At 62.3% G+C, this 19,198-nt stretch carries 16 protein-coding genes and 1 pseudogene; 8 read left to right on the top strand and 9 right to left on the bottom strand.

Translation table 11 applies throughout. The annotated features are described in order from the left end of the window. Nucleotides 1–221 precede the first annotated feature (221 nt). The 3 genes from OJ996_RS01630 to OJ996_RS01620 all read right to left on the bottom strand — a co-directional run bounded on the left by OJ996_RS01630 (nt 222) and on the right by OJ996_RS01620 (nt 1,204). Entirely contained in the window at nt 222–470 is a 249-nt protein-coding gene (locus OJ996_RS01630) for a hypothetical protein (protein WP_264510489.1), read from the bottom strand. 104 nt (nt 471–574) lie between these two features. Then, nucleotides 575–739 carry a DUF1328 domain-containing protein gene (locus OJ996_RS01625; protein WP_264510487.1) on the bottom strand — a complete coding sequence of 55 codons (165 nt, stop codon included), beginning with the start codon at nt 737–739 and terminating at the stop codon, nt 575–577. Nucleotides 740–811: 72 nt separating this feature from the next. Further along, entirely contained in the window at nt 812–1,204 is a 393-nt protein-coding gene (locus tag OJ996_RS01620; protein WP_264510485.1) for a hypothetical protein, read from the bottom strand. Between the two features lie 230 nt (nt 1,205–1,434). On the opposite strand from OJ996_RS01620, the gene OJ996_RS01615 reads away from it, so the two are divergent. Next, on the top strand, nt 1,435–1,872 hold the full coding sequence (locus tag OJ996_RS01615) for a DUF2383 domain-containing protein (protein ID WP_264510483.1): 438 nt from the start codon (nt 1,435–1,437) through the stop codon (nt 1,870–1,872). A gap of 317 nt (nt 1,873–2,189) precedes the next feature. On the opposite strand, the pseudogene OJ996_RS01610 reads toward OJ996_RS01615, so the two are convergent. The 3 genes and pseudogenes from OJ996_RS01610 to OJ996_RS01600 form a co-directional block, all read right to left on the bottom strand. Next, nucleotides 2,190–2,363, bottom strand: a pseudogene (locus OJ996_RS01610) (plasmid stabilization protein); the annotation flags it as partial. Nucleotides 2,364–2,506: 143 nt separating this feature from the next. Then, nucleotides 2,507–3,838, bottom strand: a complete 1,332-nt coding sequence (locus tag OJ996_RS01605; protein ID WP_264510479.1) for a sugar porter family MFS transporter — start codon at nt 3,836–3,838, stop codon at nt 2,507–2,509. Nucleotides 3,839–3,961: 123 nt separating this feature from the next. Next, nucleotides 3,962–4,918, bottom strand: coding sequence for a PfkB family carbohydrate kinase (locus OJ996_RS01600; protein WP_264510477.1), 957 nt, complete (start codon nt 4,916–4,918; stop codon nt 3,962–3,964). A gap of 161 nt (nt 4,919–5,079) precedes the next feature. On the opposite strand from OJ996_RS01600, the gene OJ996_RS01595 reads away from it, so the two are divergent. Further along, the gene (locus OJ996_RS01595; protein ID WP_264510475.1) at nt 5,080–6,219 is read left to right on the top strand and encodes a GntR family transcriptional regulator; all 1,140 of its coding nucleotides are present in this window, start codon (nt 5,080–5,082) and stop codon (nt 6,217–6,219) included. A gap of 9 nt (nt 6,220–6,228) precedes the next feature. Here the strand turns inward: OJ996_RS01595 and OJ996_RS01590 are convergent, their stop codons facing one another. Together OJ996_RS01590 and OJ996_RS01585 are read right to left on the bottom strand one after the other, a co-directional pair. Continuing rightward, a complete protein-coding gene (locus OJ996_RS01590; protein WP_264510473.1) occupies nt 6,229–8,391 on the bottom strand; it encodes a response regulator in 2,163 nt (720 codons plus the stop codon). Next, entirely contained in the window at nt 8,388–14,654 is a 6,267-nt protein-coding gene (locus OJ996_RS01585; RefSeq protein WP_264510471.1) for a HAMP domain-containing protein, read from the bottom strand. The genes OJ996_RS01590 and OJ996_RS01585 overlap by 4 nt, the downstream gene beginning before the upstream one ends. A gap of 250 nt (nt 14,655–14,904) precedes the next feature. Between OJ996_RS01585 and OJ996_RS01580 the strand changes: the two genes are divergently transcribed. Both OJ996_RS01580 and OJ996_RS01575 read left to right on the top strand, forming a co-directional pair. After that, nucleotides 14,905–15,153 (top strand): histidine kinase dimerization/phospho-acceptor domain-containing protein, encoded by a 249-nt coding sequence (locus OJ996_RS01580; RefSeq protein ID WP_264510469.1) that lies wholly within the window; start codon nt 14,905–14,907, stop codon nt 15,151–15,153. An 86-nt stretch (nt 15,154–15,239) separates the two neighbouring features. Further along, on the top strand, nt 15,240–15,728 hold the full coding sequence (locus OJ996_RS01575) for a CAP domain-containing protein (RefSeq protein ID WP_264510467.1): 489 nt from the start codon (nt 15,240–15,242) through the stop codon (nt 15,726–15,728). Nucleotides 15,729–15,731: 3 nt separating this feature from the next. Here the strand turns inward: OJ996_RS01575 and OJ996_RS01570 are convergent, their stop codons facing one another. Continuing rightward, nucleotides 15,732–16,217, bottom strand: coding sequence for a DoxX family protein (locus OJ996_RS01570; RefSeq protein ID WP_264510465.1), 486 nt, complete (start codon nt 16,215–16,217; stop codon nt 15,732–15,734). A gap of 96 nt (nt 16,218–16,313) precedes the next feature. On the opposite strand from OJ996_RS01570, the gene OJ996_RS01565 reads away from it, so the two are divergent. The 4 genes from OJ996_RS01565 to prmC all read left to right on the top strand — a co-directional run bounded on the left by OJ996_RS01565 (nt 16,314) and on the right by prmC (nt 19,182). Then, a complete protein-coding gene (locus OJ996_RS01565) occupies nt 16,314–16,535 on the top strand; it encodes a hypothetical protein (RefSeq protein ID WP_264510463.1) in 222 nt (73 codons plus the stop codon). Then, entirely contained in the window at nt 16,532–16,927 is a 396-nt protein-coding gene (locus OJ996_RS01560) for a YiiX/YebB-like N1pC/P60 family cysteine hydrolase (RefSeq protein WP_264510460.1), read from the top strand. Before OJ996_RS01565 ends, OJ996_RS01560 begins: the two co-directional genes overlap by 4 nt. 275 nt (nt 16,928–17,202) lie before the next feature. After that, entirely contained in the window at nt 17,203–18,330 is a 1,128-nt protein-coding gene (locus OJ996_RS01555; RefSeq protein ID WP_264510458.1) for a M20 family metallopeptidase, read from the top strand. A gap of 9 nt (nt 18,331–18,339) precedes the next feature. Continuing rightward, nucleotides 18,340–19,182 (top strand): peptide chain release factor N(5)-glutamine methyltransferase, encoded by an 843-nt coding sequence (prmC, locus tag OJ996_RS01550; RefSeq protein WP_264510456.1) that lies wholly within the window; start codon nt 18,340–18,342, stop codon nt 19,180–19,182. Nucleotides 19,183–19,198 lie beyond the last annotated feature (16 nt).

Raw genomic sequence — 19,198 nt, 5'->3', positions numbered from 1 at the left:
GGCCTAACAGAGGCATACTATTCCGTGGTGCAGGACAACTGGTGGCATGCCGCAGTTTGAGGAGGCTACGGCAGGCCGATTTCATGGTAATCCGTGATACGCTGCACGGACAGGTAAGTCGCATCGCGCCCGCGGTCCGAAAGGGCCGCGGGCAACCTGTTTCAAAAGATCATGCCTCTTGCACGGCAGCGATCCGACCTGCACGGACTCCACGCTAGCTCTCATGCATCGAGCTCTGCCCAGTGGTATTCCAAGGTCCCTTCCCGCGCCGATCCAGCCACATAGGAACCTGCCCAGAAAGCTTGTTCCGGTTCCGATTCTCCCGGCTCCAGTTCGATCAGCATCGAGATTCTCTCCGGCCCTCGCTCGGGGGATATCTCGGCGAGGAGTTGCAAGGCCTCCGCATCCAATATCCGCCCGTCTTCGGGGCCGCCGAAGAACTCGAATCGGGTGACGGGTGTCTTTTTCATCGGATGGAGTTCGCCCTCCCGCGGAAACGCAAAGGACGGTGTGCAATCAAGATCGCACGCCGCCCTTATTTCTCCTAATGGAGATTGGTGTCTCTGTTGCCACTCTAGACTCTCCGGCCGCGGCCCATGATGAGGCTTGCGACCCAGATCACCAGGAACAGCACGAACAACACTTGTGCGATGGTCGCTGCGGCGCCCGAGAGACTACCGAATCCCAAGGCGGCGGCGACGAGTGCAATGACGAGGAATACAAGGGTCCAATGGAGCATGGTTTTATGGGGTTGGTTCTACCTCTCCCTTCTTCGCAGATTGGATACCAAGTCCCCGCCACCCCTCCCGGGCTAGTTCTTCAGCGCGGCAAAATTGCGCCGCGCCACGAACAACAGATAAAGGGCGGCCGCCGACATCAGCAGCATTGTGACGAGGGTCGGCGTCTTCGAGAACAGGTCCTTCTCCACGAACTGATGATAGGCCAGGATATTGACCAGGATCGGTCCCAGGATCAGCAGCCCGAAGTTCCGCGTCTTCGGCACCGCCACGAGGATTCCCCTTAGAAGTTCCAACACTTTCACGAAGCTCATGTAGCCGGTGGGACCGAAGGCGGCCATGAAATGGAAGGGCGGCGTGCCCTCCGGAATCGGCGGCATCTCCGGGTTCCCGAACAGGACCACCGAAGCGGAGAAAATAAAGAACAGCCCGAGCAAGGCACCGATAACATGCGGAACGTATTTCATGATGATGTTGTTGTCGGAGGGTCCTGACTCCCACCACTTACCACACCCCTCCGCGGATTTCAGGAAATTTCCCGTCCTACCCCTGTCCCGCCATGCAGTTTGCCGCGATCGTGGCGCAGCCTGCACGCCTCACCCACCCCCGCCCCTAGAGGCTCCAAACATCCCCCGGGGCACCCCGATTGCTAAATGGAACTCCCGCCGATCCCGGCGCCATCACGCAACACAGACATATGAACGCGACCCACGAATGCATCGACGTCTGCAATAGCCTCCTTCGCGGCGAACTCTCCGCCATCGAAACCTACTCCCAAGCCCTCGCCAAGTTCGTCGACGATCCCGCCCGCTCCGCTCTCGAAGACATCCGCTTCGACCACGAAGCGAGCGCATCCCGCCTGCGCGACCACATCCTCGAAATGAGTGCGGAACCCTCCACCGACTCCGGCGCTTGGGGCGAGTTCGCCAAAGCCGTCGAAGGCACCGCCAAGATCCTCGGTGAGACCGCTGCTTTGGAAGCCCTCGAACGCGGCGAGAACCACGGCATCGACGAATACGAGAAGGCTCTCCGCAACCCGGACGTCATGGACGAGATCAAAACCGTGATCCGCACCCGCCTGCTGCCCGTGCTCACCGAACACATCGCAACCCTCAAGCGACTGAAGAAAGCCTGAGTTCTTCGAACCGCAATGCCGGCCCTCAACATGGAGCGGCCGGCATTTCTTTACCTCACCCTCACCCAGCAATCCTCCCGCCGCTCGAACCGCCAAGCCTTCCGGGAAACTTCTTCCAGCGTCCCTCCCAAGCGTCCGCTTTCCGGTGAAATCGACACCGCCGTGGACGTGAAAAGATGCACTCCGCCCAAGCCCGCCCACTCCGGGACGAACTCGGATGGAACCCAGTCCCCCACCACACAGTCTTCCCGCGCGATCCTCCTCTGGCCCGATGACATTGCACTCATAAGCCTTTAGTCGTGTTTCGTGTGGGCCGTCTTGCCTCGTCCGGACCCGGACTTCTTCCCACCGCCGGAGATCTTGTTCACCGTGGCCCAAGCCCGTGCCTCCGCCTCCCTCTTCGGCACACCGCGCTCCTCATAGCCTTCCTCGATGTGCTCGGCCTGGCGCTTCTGCTTGTCCGTGTAGCTGGATTTGTCTCCTCGTGGCATCGCTTGAGTCTCCTTTCACGGAGATATCAGCAAACGCCGTTCCGCCCCGGCCCTCCCGAATACCAGAGCCCATCGCCCGCAAAACAAACGATCCGCGTTGCAAACGTGCATCGCGGATCGTGCAGAACGCTACCGTGACCGTCTCAGGACTTCCCGAGCAGCTTCGCCTCCAGTTCCTCCAGCGGCACCCCCTTGGTCTCCGGCACCATCATCTTCACCCAGATGAGCTGCAGCACCATCATCACCATGAAGAACAGGAATACCGCCGATGGCGCGAAGGCCTCCACCATCTTCGGGAAGAAGGTGGTCAGCAGCGCGGCGAATACCCAGTGCGTGAAGCTACCCAAGGCCTGCCCCGTCGCCCGATGCTCGTTCGGAAAGATCTCCGAGATGAACACCCAGATCACCGCACCCTGACCCACCGCGTGCGCCGCGATGAACGCGAAGATACATGCCGGCACGATCGCATAATTCTGCGTGTGGAAAGCCCAAGCCACCAGACCCAGCGAGATGATATAACCGAACGAGCCGATATACAGCAAAGTCCGGCGACCCAAACGATCGATCAACCACAATCCCACGAAGGTGAAGATCAGGTTCGTCACTCCGATGCCGATCGATTGCAGCAGCGCCGCCTGCTTGCCCAAGCCCGTCATCTCGAAGATCCGCGGCGCGAAATACAGCACCGCATTGATCCCCGAGAGCTGGTTGAAGAACGCGATCAGGAACGCCAGAATGATCGGCAGGCTCAGACGCTTCGACCAGAACGGGCTCGAAGCCTTCACTCCGTGCGCCGAGTGCTCCGCGATGCTGTTCGCGGTCGCCTCGATCTCGGCCTCCGAGGCCTCCGGCGAGATCTGCTTCAGCACCTCCACCGCACCGCGGCGATCATTCTTCCGGCTGATCAGCCAGCGCGGGCTTTCCGGCAGACTGAAGCAAAGTAGCGTGTAGATGATCGAAGGGAAGGCCATCACGCCCAGCATCCAGCGCCAGGCATTGTCGCCACCCATCTTCGCGAAGGCCGCATTCGACAAGAACGCGATCACAATGCCGAACACGATGTTGAACTGGAACATCCCTGCCAAGCGTCCCCGACGATCCGGCGGCGCGATCTCCGAAATGAACAGCGGAGATGCCACCGTCGAAACGCCCACACCCACGCCGCCCAAGAAGCGCGAGATCGAGAATACCCACACGTCATTCGCCAGCGCCGAACCCACCGCTGAAATCAAATACAGCACACCGATCCACAGCAGCGTCTGCTTGCGCCCGAATTTTTCCGTCGGCCAGCCACCGATCAGCGAGCCGATCACCATTCCATAAAGCGCCGAGCCCATCGCGAAGCCGTGCTCCATCCCGCTCAGCCCCCAGAGGTGCTGGATCGTCTGCTCCGCCCCGGAAATTACCACCGTGTCGAAGCCGAATAGGAATCCGGCGAGCGCCGAGACGAGGGACCAGTAGAATAACTTGTTCATGGGTTGCTGGGTTAAACGGAGATCGAAGCGGTTTTTTCGCGGATGGGAAGTTTGTGGAGCAAAACAGACACGCTTAGGTCCTCCGCCCTCTCGGCTCCACGTGAGAGAGCGGGTCCTCCGGCCTCAGGCCCGGGACTGGCTCAAGCCGGTGAGCCTCATCGCCGGTTCCGTAACCGCCTTGCCGGAGAATGCATCCTTGGTGAAGCGCTGCCGTAGGGCTTCCGGTATCGGCGGGATCGCTCCCACGCATGAGCACACATGCGCGGCCACCGCATTCGCATTCTCGGAGATCGCCCCGAGAGGCCAGCCTAACAAGAAACCCATCGTCGTCGCCGCGGTAAATGAATCCCCGGCTCCCACCGTGTCCTTCACCTCCGCGGGCAGCCCGGAGTGCTCGCACCACGTCACTCCGTCCCACAGGATACTTCCGTTCCCGCCGCGCGTGTAGACCACCAGCTTCAGATCGTAGTGGCTTCGCAGCGTCTCGATCTGCTCGCGCAGGCTGCCTTGGAGATTCAGCAGCTCGGCCAGCACCGGCAGCTCGCTGTCACTCAACTTCAGGACATTCGCCATCACCAGCGAGTCGTGGATCACCTCGCTCGAGTAAAAGCCTTGGCGGAGATTCACGTCGAAGATCCGCAACGCCGACGCTGGCGTGGCCTCCACCAAGCGGCGGATCGACTGCTGGGAGACAAGTGAACGCTGGCCCAGCGAACCGAAGCAAATCGCGCTCGCGGCCGCTGCCTGAGCTAGCGCCGCTTCGGTCGCCACGATGTGGTCCCACGCCACGCCCTCGCGGATCGTATAGCACGGTTGCCCGTCCGTCCCCAGTTCCACCGTCACACTCCCCGTCGCTCGCTCCACGTCCGTCGAGATCCCCTCCGTCGACAAGCCGAGCTCGGCAAGCAACTCCAAGAGGCGCTCCCCATCCTCGTCCCGGCCCACACTGCTGATCACCGCCGCCTCCGCTCCCAGAGCGCGGGCATGGCAGGCAAAATTCGCCGGAGCCCCGCCCATGCGGGGGCCGGACGGCAGCACGTCCCACAGGACTTCACCGAGACCGATGACTAGAGGTTTCATTGCTTGGGTTTTCGTTCACGGGCGACCGGCTCAGGCAGCAGGGCGAACGGATGGGTGGCCGCCAAACTAGGCAGAGCCGCGACCCGGAGAAATCGGATTTGACGAAGCTGACAGTTTCTTGACATTACAACATCGCAAGCCTGTAAAACCCTTGCTAATCCATGGATCACTCTGCGAACCCAGCGGTCCGCTTCGCGGACATTGCCCGTCAATTGCGTGAGGAGCTGCTTTCCGGCCGCTACGGCATCGACGGACGCATGCCTAGCGAAGCCCAGTTGGTGCGGCGTTTCGGCGTCTCCCGCCCCACCGTCGCACGGGCCCTCCGGGTGCTCGGGGAGGAGGGGCTCTTGGAGCGTCGAGCGGGCTCCGGTACCTTCGTCCGTCAGGGACCCAAGAGCGGAGCTGCCAGCAAGCTGTTAGCACTGCTCGTTCCCGGCTTGGGCAATACCGAGATCTTCCAACTGATCTGCGGGGAGATTGCCAGCCTCGCCCGCTTGCATGACTACGGGCTTGTCTGGGGCGGCTCGGATCAGCCGCGCCACGACCCGGACCTCACCCTCAAGCAATCCGAGCAGCTCTGCCAGCAGTTCATCGAACGCCGCGTCAGCGGGGTATTCTTCGCCCCTTACGAGCTGGTGAAGGAGAAGGAAGCCGCCAACCGCGATCTGGCCGTGATGATGCGCGAGGCCGGCATCCCCGTCGTCCTGTTAGACCGCGATCTCGTCCCCTTCCCGAACCGCAGCGACTTCGATCTGGTCGGCATCAACAACGTCGCCGGTGGCTACATGCTCGCCGAGCACCTGCTGAAGCTCGGCTGCACCCGCATCCACTTTGTCGCGCGGCCGCTGTCCGCTCCCACCGTTGATGCCCGCATCGCCGGAGTCCGCGAAGCCCTCGCACGCTGGAACGTGAAGCCCGACCCGAACTGGATCCACGTCGGCGAATTCGAGGACACCAAGTTCGTGCGCAGCCTCACCGGCCCCATCCAGCCGGATGCCTACATCTGCGCGAATGATCACACCGCCGCCATGCTCATGCGCGAGCTCGGCCGCAGCAAGGTACGCGTGCCGGAAGACGTGCGCGTCCTCGGCTTCGACGACGTGAAGTTCGCCACCTTGGTCTCCCCTCCCCTCACCACCATCCAGCAGCCTTGCCGGGATATCGCCCTCACCGCGTTCCGCGCCATGATGGATCGCCTCGCCGATGCTAGCCTGCCGCCATGCCATCTCTCGCTGGCACCGCGCCTGGTCATCCGCGATTCCTGCGGCGCCTACTTGCGCCGCGGCGAGCCGAGCCGTTAGAGGCGCTACTCACCGGCAGCCCGCTCTGGCTTCTTCACCGCACTGTTCCAGGATCTCCATCAGCCGCCCCACGTCCACCGGCTTTACCAGGTGATGCGAGAAGCCGAATCCCCGGCTCATCTCGATATCCTTCTCCATCCCGAATCCGCTCAAGGCCACTCCCACGGTTCCATTGCGGGCCGCCACCTTCTTCATCACCGGCTCCGGGCTGCCGTCCGGCAGACCCAGATCGCTTAGCAGCAGATCGAAGTCCTCGTTCGAGGCCAGCTCCAGCGCTGCGGTCACATTCATCGCCGAGCTTACCCGATAGCCCCGCAACTCCAGCAGCAGCGTGAGCGACTCATTGGTATCCGGGTGATCTTCCAGCAAGAGAATGCGTAGTCCCGCCTCCGCGGGCTTCTTCGCCGGGCGCGCATGAGTCGCGGCATTCGGCTTCTCTGCCACCACCGGCAGCGTGACGGTGACCGTCGCGCCCCGACCCTCGCCATCGCTCGTCACGTTGATCTCGCCGGAATGAAGCTCCACCAGCGATTTCGTGATCGCTAAACCCAGGCCCAAGCCCCCTTGCGTTCCTCGCTCCGCCTGTTCGAAAGGCTGGAAGACACGGCTCAAGATCTTCTCCCCTATCCCGATTCCCGTATCCTGAACGGTAATCACCATCGTCGAATCCGGCCCGCCTGCCGAGGTAACCGTGATCGATCCCTTCGCGGTGAACTTCACCGCGTTCTTGATAACATTCCAGAAGACCTGCTGAAGACGCGCCGGGTCGGCTTTCACATGCGGCTCTTTCGCGGCGAGATCCACGTCGAGATGAAGCCCCTTTGCCTCCAGGTCCGGACGGCAGATCTCGATCGCATTGCGGAGGAGTTCATGCACATCCACCACTTTCGCTTCCAGATGCATCTTGCCGCTTCCCACCCGCGTCAGATCGAGCAGGTCGTCGATCAGCCGCGCCTCCAGTTCCACATTGCGGCGGATCACCTCCAGCGGATGCCTCAGGGAGTCCGGCACCTCTTCGTCATCCGATAGCTTGACCAAGTGCGTGATCACCGGGGTGAGCGGCGTCCTCAGTTCATGGCTCAGCATGGCCAGGAAGCGATCCTTGGCTTGATTCGCCGCCTCCGCATCCTCGCGAGCCCGTTTCGTGCTTTGATAGAGCTCCACATTGTCGAGGGCGATTGCGGCCCTCTGCGCCAGCTCGCCCGCCAGCCACAGATCGTCGTCTTGGTAGCTCGCCCCTTGGGCCGTATGCACCATCGTGATCGATCCGATGACTTCCCCGCGCGCCCTCAACGGCACCGCGGCAAAGGCCGTCGGCCCCAGAAGACGGATCAAAGGACGATCTTCCTCCGGCACCAATTCGCCGATCACCGCTTCGTCAACCCGGTTCCTCACATAGGGCTTTCCTGATTGATAGACTTTATAGGCTCCGTGTCCGGGCTCGTTCACCTGCGGATAGCGGATCTGCCGGAGCACCGTCTCTTGGGCCGGATCCCGATGCGCCACCGCCACCTGATGCAGGTTGCCCTCCTCGTCGATGCGGTCGATCAGGCAAAACTCCGCGAGTCGCGGCACCACCAAGCGGGCCAGATTTCGCAACGTTTGGTCATAGTCGAGCGATGCCGACAAAACATTTCCCGCCTCAGCCAGGAAGCTCATCCGCTCGCCCTCCTTCTCTGCCTGGGCACGCGCCGCTTGCTCCTGGAGAAGCTGCATGTGTTCCTCCGCCTGCCGCTTGATCTGCTCCGTCTTGAGGAACAGGTCGACGAAGACCGCCACCTTGGCCCTGAGGATCTCCGGAATGACCGGAGTCAGGATGTAGTCCACCGCCCCGAGCGAATACCCCCGGGACACATGCGTCTCCGTATCGTTGATCGCGCTGATGAAGATGATCGGGGTCGCCTCGGAGCGCTTGCGCTGGCGGATCAGCGCAGCGGTTTCAAAGCCGTCCAGTCCCGGCATGTTCACGTCCAGCAGGATCACCGCGAAGTCGCGCGCCAGCAGTTTTCGCAAGGCCTCATCCCCGGATCGCACCTTCACCAGATTCTGATGCAGCCCGTCCAGGATCGACTCAAGCGCCAGCAGCTTGTCCGGCCGGTCGTCGACAAGGAGGATGCTGGCGGTGAGAGGTGCTTCTTCCACGGCGGTCGGCATGCGGGGATGATAACTCATCGATACAGCCAGTTACGCAGCATCGCCAGCAGGCGATCGGTATCCACAGGCTTGGAAATGTAATCGGAGGCGCCGGCATCGATGCACTTCTCGCGGTCGCCCTTCATCGCTTTCGCAGTCAGGGCGATAATCGGCAGCTCCTGGAAGCCATACATCCCGCGGATCGCCTTCATCACCTCGTAGCCGTCCATCTCCGGCATCATGATGTCCATGAGGATGACGTCGAAGACGCGGCCCTCCCGCAGCAGGGACAGCGCCGCCGCCCCTTGCTCCGCGGAGGACACCTCCATGTTGTGGCGCTCCAGCAGGCTCGTCATCGCGAAGATATTACGCACGTCGTCGTCCACGATCAGCACGTTCTTCCCTGCCAGCAGTGAATTGGGATCATTCAGCCGTTGGATCGTCTCGCGCCCCGGCTGCGGCAGCGATGCCACCTTGCGGTGCAGCCACAGCGCCACTTGATCGTAGAGCCGCTCCGGACTTCTGACGTCCTTCACGATAATGGTTTGGGCCAGCCGGTTGAGAGTCTCCTCTTCCTCCTGCGATAAACTCTTCCCGGTATAGACAATCACCGGAAGCTGCGGATGCCGCGCGCGGATCTCCTCGATGAGTTCGAAGCCGGAAGCCCCGGGCAACATCAGGTCCACGACCACGCAGTCATAGCTCCCATCGGCAGCCAAGGTCTCCAAGGCATCCTCGGCGCTTGCCACGGTTTCCAGATCGGGCGTGTCGGAAAGAAGCTCCTTCAAGCTGTTCCGCTGGGTTTCATCGTCCTCCACGACCAGCAGTCTTCCCGTCGGATTGTCCCGCATCTGCCTCATCCGCTCGAAGACCTCGTCCACACTGGCTGGTTCCAGCGGCTTGCTCAGGAAGCGGATCGCGCCCTCCTTGAGCGCGTTTTCCGGTTCGGCGTCCGCCGATACCACGAAGACCGGCACATGGCGCGTCGCCAAGTCCGTCTTCAAGCGGCTGAGAACCTTCCAGCCGTCGATGTCCGGCAAGCTTACATCCAGCGTGATACCATCCGGGCGGTATTCGCGCACCATCGCAAGTGCCGCGTAGCCTCGTGTCGCGACTACACCCTTGAAACCTTTCGCCCGCGCACTGGAGAGGAGCAGGTTTGCTGTATCCAGATTGTCTTCCACGATCAGCGCCACGTGATCGTCGGGCGAGATGTTCGCGCGGTCGTCGTCGATCACCGGACCCGGGTCACTGGAGTCGGAAGCCTCCGCGGATTCCATCTCTTCCACGATCTCCAAGCCTGCGAGCGCAGGTGGCCGCAACGGCAGGAAAAGAGTGAAGGAGCTGCCCCTACCCTCCTCGCTCTGCACGTTGATCTCGCCCCCCAGGAGACGTGCCAGTTCCCGGCTGATTGCCAGTCCCAACCCGGTGCCACCGTAGCGGCGGCTGGTGCTCCCGTCCGCCTGTTGGAAGGCCTCGAAGATCACCATCTGCTTCTCCTCGGGAATGCCGATCCCGGTATCCGTCACGGTGAAGGAAATGACCTCCGGCACCCCGCTCAGAACCGAGTGGCCGCGCATGCGACTGCCTGCCACCCTTGAGACCGTGATGCCTACCGAGCCGCGCTCGGTGAACTTCAGCGCGTTCGATACAAGGTTCTTTAACACTTGGTCGAGCCGCTGTTCGTCCGTGTGAATCTTCGCCGGCAGATCGGAATCGATCTCGAAGCTCAGGTCGATGCCCTTCTCCTGCGCCACATGACGGAAGGTCCGATCCACACTGGACATCAGATCTTTGATTCCCACTTCGCTGACCGAGACCGTGAAGTTCCCCGATTCGATCTTTGAAAGGTCGAGGATGTCGTTGATCAGGCGCAGCAGGTCGCGACCCGAACCGAGGATCGTGCGGGCGAATTCGACCTGCTTCGGCGTCAGGTTGCCTTCGTAATTGGACCCGAGTTGATCGGCGAGGATCAGCAGGCTGTTCAGTGGCGTCCGCAACTCGTGGGACATGTTCGCGAGGAACTCCGACTTGTACTTCGAGGTGAGGGCGAGCTGCTGGGCCTTGCCTTCCAGCGCCATGCGTGCCTGCTCCACCTCGCTGTTCTTGCGCTCCACCTCCTCGTTCTGCTCGGCGAGCTGAGCCGCCTTGTCCTGCAGCTCCTTGTTGGTCTGCTCCAGTTCTTCCTGGCGGTTCTGGAGCTCGCTCGCGAGCGATTGCGATTGCTTCAGCAGATCCTCCGTCAGCGTGTTCGCCTTGATCGTGTTGAGCACGATCCCGATCGATTCGGCGAGCTGGACCAGGAAGGTTTCGTGGGTCGAGTTGAAGCCTTGGAACGAGGCGAGCTCGATCACCGCCTTGACCCGTCCTTCGAAGAGAATCGGCAGCACGATGATGTTGATCGGCGCGGCCTCGCCCAAGCCCGAGCTGATCTGGATGTAGTCGCTCGGAACGTTCGTTAGCAGGATCGGCTGTTTCTCCAGTGCCGATTGGCCGACCAGTCCTTCGCCGAGACGGTAGCGGTTGCTCAGGTGCTTGCGCTCCGTGAAGGCGTAGCTGGCCAGCATCCGCAGCTCCGGCTCCGCCACGTCGGAATCCATGATGTAGAAGATCCCGGTCTGGGCGGAGACCACCGGGGCCAGCTCGGACAGGATCAGCTTGCCCACCGTGAGCAGGTCCTTCTGCCCCTGCAGCATGCGGGTGAATTTCGCGAGGTTCGTCTTCAACCAGTCCTGCTCCTCGTTGCGCGAGGTCGTGTCGCGCAGGTTGCGGATCATCTCGTTGATGTTGTCCTTTACAAAGGCCACCTCGCCTCGGGCCGACACTTGGATGCTTCGCGTCAGGTCCCCCTTTGTCACCGCGGTCGCCACGTCGGCAATCGCTCGGAGCTGTGTGGTGAGGTTCGCCGCGAGCTGGTTCACGTTGTCGGTCAGGTCCAGCCAGGTTCCCGAGGCACCGGGCACGTGGGCCTGGCCGCCGAGCTGTCCTTCCACACCCACCTCGCGCGCCACACCCGTCACCTGGTCGGCGAAGGTGGCGAGCGTGTTGGTCATGCTGTTGATCGTGTCCGCAAGCTCCGCCACTTCACCCTTGGCTTCCACCATCAGCTTCTGGTTCAGGTCGCCTTTCGCGACCGCGGTCACCACCTTCGCGATGCCGCGCACCTGGTTCGTCAAGTTACCCGCCATCGAGTTCACCGAATCCGTTAGATCCTTCCAGGTTCCTGCGACCCCCTTCACTTCGGCCTGACCGGCCAGCTTGCCTTCCGTGCCCACCTCCCGCGCCACGCGCGTCACTTCCGAGGCGAAGGAGTTGAGCTGGTCCACCATCGTGTTGACCGTGTTCTTCAGCTCCAGGATCTCGCCTTTCACATCCACCGTGATCTTGCGGCTCAAGTCGCCGTTTGCCACCGCGGTCGTCACCGCCGCGATGTTGCGCACTTGGGTGGTGAGGTTGGACGCCATGAAGTTTACCGAATCGGTGAGATCCTTCCACGTGCCCGAAACACCCTCTACCTTCGCCTGACCGCCGAGCGCTCCCTCCGAGCCCACCTCGCGCGCCACGCGCGTCACTTCCGAGGCGAAGGATCGGAGCTGATCCACCATCGTATTGATCGTGGCTTTCAGCTCGAGGATCTCGCCCTTCACGTCCACCGTGATCTTCTTCGAAAGGTCGCCGTTTGCGACCGCCTTTGTCACGTCGGCAATGTTGCGCACCTGATTCGTCAGGTTACCGGCCATGAAGTTCACCGAGTCGGTGAGGTCCTTCCACGTGCCTGCCACGCCCTTCACATCCGCTTGGCCGCCGAGTTCCCCTTCGGAACCCACCTCGCGCGCCACACGGGTTACTTCCGCGGCGAAGGATCCGAGCTGGTCCACCATCGTATTGATGGTGTTCTTCAGCTCGAGGATCTCTCCCTTCACATCCACCGTGATCTTCTTCGAGAGGTCGCCTCGCGCCACCGCCGTCGTCACGTCCGCGATGTTCCGCACCTGGTTGGTCAGGTTACCGGCCATGAAGTTCACCGAGTCGGTAAGATCCTTCCATGTGCCGGCAACACCTTTCACATCCGCCTGGCCGCCCAGCTTCCCTTCCGTGCCCACTTCACGCGCCACGCGCGTCACTTCCGAGGCGAAGGAGTTAAGCTGGTCCACCATCGTGTTCACCGTGTCCTTGAGCTGGAGAATCTCTCCGCGCACCGCCACGGTCACCTTCTTCGACAAGTCGCCATTCGCCACCGCGGTCGTCACGTCGGCAATGTTGCGCACCTGGTCGGTCAGGTTACCGGCCATCGAATTCACCGAATCCGTCAGGTCCTTCCACGTACCGGCCACGCCCTTCACGTCCGCTTGGCCGCCGAGCTTCCCTTCCGTGCCCACTTCGCGCGCCACGCGCGTCACTTCCGAAGCGAAGGATCCGAGCTGGTCCACCATCGTGTTGATCGTGTTCTTCAGTTCGAGGATCTCGCCCTTCACATCCACCGTGATCTTCTTGCCGAGGTCGCCCTTCGCCACCGCGGTCGTCACCTCGGCAATGTTTCGCACCTGGTTGGTCAGGTTACCGGCCATCGAGTTCACCGAGTCGGTGAGATCCTTCCAAGTGCCCGCCACGCCACGCACTTCGGCCTGACCGCCGAGCTTCCCTTCAGTGCCCACCTCCCGCGCCACCCGCGTGACCTGATCGGCGAAGGATCCGAGCTGGTCCACCATCGTATTGATGGTGTTTTTCATCTCGAGGATCTCGCCCTTCACGTCCACCGTGATCTTCTTGGAGAGATCGCCGTTGGCGATCGCCGTCGTGACGTCCGCGATGTTGCGCACCTGGTCGGTCAGGTTGCCCGCCATCATGTTCACGTTGTCCGTGAGGTCTTTCCAGGTTCCGGCCACGCCGCCCACTTCGGCCTGACCGCCCAGCTTCCCGTCCGTGCCCACCTCGCGCGCCACCCGGGTCACTTCCGAGGCGAAAGAGCGGAGCTGGCCCACCATCGTGTTGATCGTGGCCTTCAGTTCCAGGATTTCGCCCTTCACATCCACCGTGATGGTCTTGGACAGGTCGCCATTCGCCACCGCCGTCGTCACCTCGGCGATGTTCCGCACCTGGGCGGTGAGGTTGCCCGCCATCGAATTCACCGAATCGGTGAGGTCCTTCCACGTGCCTGCCACCCCTTCCACGTTCGCCTGGCCACCGAGCTTCCCTTCCGAGCCCACCTCGCGCGCCACGCGCGTCACTTCCGAAGCGAAGGATCCGAGCTGGTCCACCATCGTGTTGATCGTGTTCTTCAGCTCGAGGATCTCGCCTTTGACATCCACCGTGATCTTCTTCGAGAGGTCGCCCTTCGCCACCGCCGTCGTCACCGCCGCGATGTTACGCACTTGGGTCGTCAGGTTGGAGGCCATGAAATTCACCGAATCGGTGAGATCCTTCCACGTGCCCGAAACGCCTTCCACCTTCGCCTGGCCACCGAGCGCTCCTTCCGAGCCCACCTCGCGCGCCACCCGCGTCACTTCCGAGGCGAAGGAGCGGAGCTGGCCCACCATGATGTTGACCGTGTCCTTCAGCTCGAGGAACTCGCCTTTGACATCAACGGTGATCTTCTTGGTCAGGTCGCCGTTCGCCACCGCGGTCGTCACGGTCGCGATGTTCCGCACCTGAGCGGTTAGATTACCCGCCATCAGGTTCACGTTATCCGTGAGATCCTTCCATGTACCCGCCACGCCCTTCACCTTGGCTTGGCCGCCGAGCTTGCCTTCCGTGCCGACCTCGCGCGCCACGCGCGTCACTTCCGAAGCGAATCCACCGAGCTGCTCCACCATGGTATTCACGGTTCGCGCGGTGCGCAGGAACTCTCCCTTCAGCGGCCGGCCGTCGATCTCCGTCGCGATGCTCTGAGAAAGATCGCCCTTCGCCACCGCACCGATCACGCGCGCCATCTCGCTTGTCGGCTGAACCAGGTTCTCCACCAGGCTGTTCACCGATCCGATCGCCTCGCTCCACGAACCCTGCATGTCCCCCAGCACCGCGCGCTGGTTGATGCGGCCCTCGACACCGACCACCGCCCCGATCCGCGCCAGCTCGCCGGACAGCTCTTGGTTGCGCCGGATGACGTCGTTGAAGGTATCCGCCACCTTCCCCGCCACTCCCGTCCAATTCTCCGGCAGCCGCGCCGAGAAATCGCCGCGCTTGAACGCCAGCAGTCCGGTTAGCAGCTCCTTGAGCACCATCTCCTCATCGAGGAGGGTCGTGGCGGGGGACAGGTCGGAATGGTTTTCCGCCGAAGGCGGAGAAGAGCGGACTCTCTTCATGCAGGGCTGGAGGATGAATGATGACGATGGACCTTCCGCTCCGGCTGGAGTGCGGAATCCATCCCCCTCGCAGTCGCCATTCCAAAATCATTTCCCTCACATTTCAGGCTTCCGAACCAAAGCTCGTCCTCAAAATCATGCGATTTGCACGCATCACGAGCAAAATGCACCCTCTCTAACCGGTCCCAAGCCCGGCCCCGCCTATCCTTTTCCTTGCTTACAAGTTCGTCTCCGCCACAAGCAGCGGTTCGTGAACCAAGCCGACGAACTCCCGCCTTTCCCCCCCGAATGGAACGAAATCATTGCCTCGGCGGTCCACGACATCCGCAATCCCCTCTCCTCCATGCTCACCACGCTGGAGATCCTCCGCCACCTCACCGCAGGCTCCGATCAGGCGGCGAAAGTGATCGAGATGCTCGACCGCCAGGTTCTCAGTGTTTCCGACCAGCTCGAGCGCCTGCTCCGAGATCCCGCGTCGTTCCGCCGCCCCCCGCTCTGAGGAACACAGTCCGCACTTTCCCTCCGAACGGGGTTTTGACATAGGACGCCATGGCCCCTGCTTCTCCCTCCCTGGCTTGTTCGGTCGTGGCAAGTCTCCTCCTCGCATCCTGCGGCGGCTCCTCCGGCGGCGGTGGCAACACCCCGGTTCCCCGCACAGCCGCAGCACCCGGAATCGAGCAAGGCATCCACGATCAGGTCAATACCTACCGGGCCTCCCAAGGCATGACCCGGCTCAAGCGCGATGCCGCCCTCGACCGACTGGCCCGCCAGCACTCGCGCGACATGCTCTCGCGCTCAAGCCCGGGAAACCCGAAAGTCGATCACCGTGGATTCAGCGGACGCTTCGATCAAGCGACAGCCGCGGTCGGCGCGAACGCCATGGCGGAGAACGTCTACAGCCAGCCCAAAGGCGGAGGCCAAGCCCGCAGCATCGTGAACGGCTGGATCGCCTCCAAGGGACACCTTGCCAACATCCGCAAGCAATGGGCCCTCTCCGGAGTGGGCATCGAAACCGACTCCAGCGGACGGGTCTGGGCCACGCAGATCTTCACGAGTTCGGGCAGATCCCGGTGAAACTCAGCCCGGAAGCTTCAGGCGGGTCCCGCCGAAAACGTGTCCGCTGTTCTTCCGCCCGAGATACCAGATGAAAAAAAGGGCCGCCCAGTAGGCTCCGAACTCCACGAACTTCGTCGTGTAGTTCATCGGCGAGCCGTCCGGATTCCCGTTGCAGCCGCAGGCAATGTTCAGGTTCTTCGACCACGCCATCCCCACCCCGAAGGCGAACACGCCGACGAGTCCCGCTAGGCCCCAGAGCGCCCCGCGCAACCAAAGCCCGATCACGAGCAACAGGCCGCAGATCATCTCCAACCAAGGGATGGCGTAGGCCACCACGGCATCCAAGGGTTCGTGGACGATCTTGTAATTCGCGACGGCGCGCGTGAAATTGTCCAGACCCTCGCTCCAGATCTTCGACCACCCGCTGTAAAAGAAGAACACCCCCAAGGCGACGCGCAGCGCGAGCGCGACGTAGGGGGCGAAATCATTGGCTTTGCGGGTTGGCACGGCAGGTCTTTAACGCAAGTTGATTGTAAAGCCAAGCCCGGAAGATTCCTCCACCTGTTGGGTGGCGGCCGGGCGGGAGCGGTGTAAACTGGCACGATGTTTCGCTGCCGCATTGTATTTTCCTTGGCCGCCTTGGCCTTCGCCCCTCTTCAAGCCGCCGAAGAGTATCAGTATCAGACCGGCGACGTGGTTTTCCAAAGCACCTGGGGTGAGCAGGCTAAAGCCGTCCGGGCCGCGACCGGCTCCCGCTACACGCATTGCGGTGTCATCTTCGAGCAAGACGGTGCCTTCAAGTCTTGGAAGCCTCGCAGCCGGTGAAGATCACCCCGCTTGAAGAGTTCCGGCAGCGGAGCCTGCCGGGGACTTTCGAGGTGCGGCGCTTGAAAGAGCAGCTATCCGCCGCAGCGATCGAGGCGGGTAAAGCTTGGGGCACACAGCAGGTCGGCTTGAACTACGACCCGCACTTCCGCTGGGACGACCAGACTCTCTACTGCTCGGAGCTGGTCTGGAAGGTCTTCAAAAAGGCCGGGGTGGAACTCTGCCCGACCAAGCGCTTCCGTGACTACGAACTGGAGGCCCCCGAGGTGAAAAAGGTGATCGAGAAGCGCTACGGGTCCGCCGACAAAATGCCGCAGGATGAGCCGGTGGTTTCCCCGGGGGATCTTGCGGATTCACCGCTGCTCGTGCCGGTGCCGAAACTCTCCAAATGAGTCCCGCTTCGGCGGAATCCGTGGAGAGGGAGACGTGCACAGCGGGGGGCCACCCTGGGAGCCTTAGGTCCCCGGACACTAGAGGGGGGAACCGTTCCAGTGTCCGGGGGCCGTTAGTCCCTTGCTTAGGGGGGCTGTGCAACTATCCCTTACGCCGAAAAGAATGGCCGATTTTACCCCCGGCAGCCATTACGCGATCGCGGGGGATCGGTATCTGGAGAGCTTTCCGCGCTTCGGGGTTGGCGATCCCGGCCTGATAGCCTCCAATCCACCGCGTGACCGGTCCCGTCGAACTTCTCCAGCAGCTCGTCCGCATTCCATCGGTCAATCCGGACAACCCGGCCGGCAGCGACAAGACCGGGGAGGCCGAGATCGCCGCGTGGCTCAAGAATTGGCTCGAAAGCTTCGGCGCCGCCGTGGTGCTAGAGGAAATCCGCCCCGGGCGGCCGAACCTGATCGCCCGCTTCGCCCCGCGCGACGGTCGACCCCGCATCCTACTTGGCCCCCATCTCGATACCGTCGGGGTCGGCAGCATGACCATCGACCCTTTTAGCGGCGAGATCCGCGATGGCCGCGTCTGGGGCCGGGGCTCATCCGACACCAAGGGCCCGATGGCTGCCATGCTCTGGGGCCTCAAGGAAAACGCCTCAATCCTCAAGGATCTCCCCATAGCCGTGGATTTCGTCGGCTTCATGGGCGAGGAATCGAGCCAATGGGGCTCGAAGGACTTCGCGAAACACCACGCCCATGACTACGCCTTCGCCATCGTCGGCGAGCCGACCTCGCTGAACATCGTCCACACCACCAAGGGCTCGCTGTGGGCGACGCTCCGCGCTTCCGGAAAAGCGGCTCACTCCTCCCAGCCGGAGCGCGGCGACAATGCGGCGATGAAGCTGGCGCGCGCGCTCGATACCTTGGAGCGCGAGATCGTTCCGAAGCTCGCGGGCTACATCCACCCGGTGCTGGGACGCTCGACCTTCAATGTGGGCGTCCTTCGGTCCGGATCGCGCCCGAACATCGTTCCGGATCTGGCGGATGCGGAGATCGATATTCGCATCACCCCGGCTCTGCGCGATGCGGGCGGAGCCTTGGCTCTGCTCAAAGCCGAGATCGACCGTCTCGACCTTCCGCTGGAGATGGTGAAACCACACGAGAATCCGCCGATGGAAATCCCCGCAACCCACCCTTGGATCGACCGGATCCAAGATGTACGCACCGAATGCAAGGCAGTGGGTGCACCTTGGTTCTCCGATGCCGCCCACCTCTCCAACGCGGGCTTGGCCTCGGTATGCATGGGGCCTGGCTCGATCGACCAAGCTCACACCTGCGACGAATTCATCGACATCGCCGCGCTGGAAGAAGGAGCCGCGTTCTTCACGAACTTCATCCGCTCGCTCGCCTGATTTTCCCGGATGACCACCGTACTAGAAACGCTCGACAAGGGCACCGCCTACCTCACCAAGAAAGGCATCGAGGATGCGCGGCGAAACATGCAGATGCTGGTGGCGCACCAGTTGTGCTGCACCCGCATGGACCTCTACCTGCGCTTCGACCAAGCGCTAGAGGAGAAGGATCTGGCACCGCTGCGCGAGATGCTGAAGAAGCGCGGCGAGGGCGTGCCCGTCCAGCATCTGGTCGGCTCGGTGTTCTTTCACAAGCGCGAGTTCAAGAGTGACGGCCGCGGCCTGATCCCGCGCCCCGAAACCGAAGAGCTCGCGGAGTGGGTTCTGAAAAACGCAACCTTGCCCCAGGCATCAGCGATCCTGGACATGGGCTGCGGTAGCGGCGTGCTGGGACTGACCCTGGCCGCAGAAAAACCGGCTGCGCAGGTCGTGCTCGCGGATCTTTCTCCTGATGCCCTGGCCCTGAGCGCGGAGAACGCGAAGACACTGGAGATTGCGAACGTCGAGTTCGTGGCTAGCGACCTCTTCTCGGGCCTGGGCGATCGGAGCTTCGACCTGATCGTGGCCAATCTTCCCTATGTTCCCGAGGCGGACCGGAACAGCTTGGCCAAGGAGTTGGCCTACGATCCTGATCTGGCGCTGTTTGGAGGTCCGGACGGCATGGACCTGATCCGCCGCTTCGTTCCGGAAGCAGCCAATCGCTTGCTGCCCGGGGGATGGCTTGCGTTGGAAATCGGCATCGACCAAGCTGCCGAAACGGAGTCGCTGCTGCGCGCTGCAGGGCTCACGGACATCCGCACCATCAAGGACCTTTCGGGCATCGCCCGCTTCCCGGTGGCCCGGCGCGCCTAGACTTTCTTCCTTTCTT

This window comes from Luteolibacter rhizosphaerae (assembly GCF_025950095.1).
Classification (GTDB): domain Bacteria; phylum Verrucomicrobiota; class Verrucomicrobiia; order Verrucomicrobiales; family Akkermansiaceae; genus Haloferula; species Haloferula rhizosphaerae.
The sequence above is the reverse complement of the archived record's forward strand: the minus strand, read 5'-3'. Positions and strand labels throughout refer to the sequence as shown.

What these genes read in the sequence shown, in the direction of transcription:
- OJ996_RS01630 (WP_264510489.1), bottom strand. Translation starts at nt 470, where the DNA reads ATGAAAAAGACACCCGTCACCCGATTCGAGTTCTTCGGCGGCCCCGAA.
- OJ996_RS01625 (WP_264510487.1), bottom strand. Translation starts at nt 739, where the DNA reads ATGCTCCATTGGACCCTTGTATTCCTCGTCATTGCACTCGTCGCCGCC.
- OJ996_RS01620 (WP_264510485.1), bottom strand. Translation starts at nt 1,204, where the DNA reads ATGAAATACGTTCCGCATGTTATCGGTGCCTTGCTCGGGCTGTTCTTT.
- OJ996_RS01615 (WP_264510483.1), top strand. Translation starts at nt 1,435, where the DNA reads ATGAACGCGACCCACGAATGCATCGACGTCTGCAATAGCCTCCTTCGC.
- OJ996_RS01605 (WP_264510479.1), bottom strand. Translation starts at nt 3,838, where the DNA reads ATGAACAAGTTATTCTACTGGTCCCTCGTCTCGGCGCTCGCCGGATTC.
- OJ996_RS01600 (WP_264510477.1), bottom strand. Translation starts at nt 4,918, where the DNA reads ATGAAACCTCTAGTCATCGGTCTCGGTGAAGTCCTGTGGGACGTGCTG.
- OJ996_RS01595 (WP_264510475.1), top strand. Translation starts at nt 5,080, where the DNA reads ATGGATCACTCTGCGAACCCAGCGGTCCGCTTCGCGGACATTGCCCGT.
- OJ996_RS01590 (WP_264510473.1), bottom strand. Translation starts at nt 8,391, where the DNA reads ATGAGTTATCATCCCCGCATGCCGACCGCCGTGGAAGAAGCACCTCTC.
- OJ996_RS01585 (WP_264510471.1), bottom strand. Translation starts at nt 14,654, where the DNA reads ATGAAGAGAGTCCGCTCTTCTCCGCCTTCGGCGGAAAACCATTCCGAC.
- OJ996_RS01565 (WP_264510463.1), top strand. Translation starts at nt 16,314, where the DNA reads ATGTTTCGCTGCCGCATTGTATTTTCCTTGGCCGCCTTGGCCTTCGCC.
- prmC (WP_264510456.1), top strand. Translation starts at nt 18,340, where the DNA reads ATGACCACCGTACTAGAAACGCTCGACAAGGGCACCGCCTACCTCACC.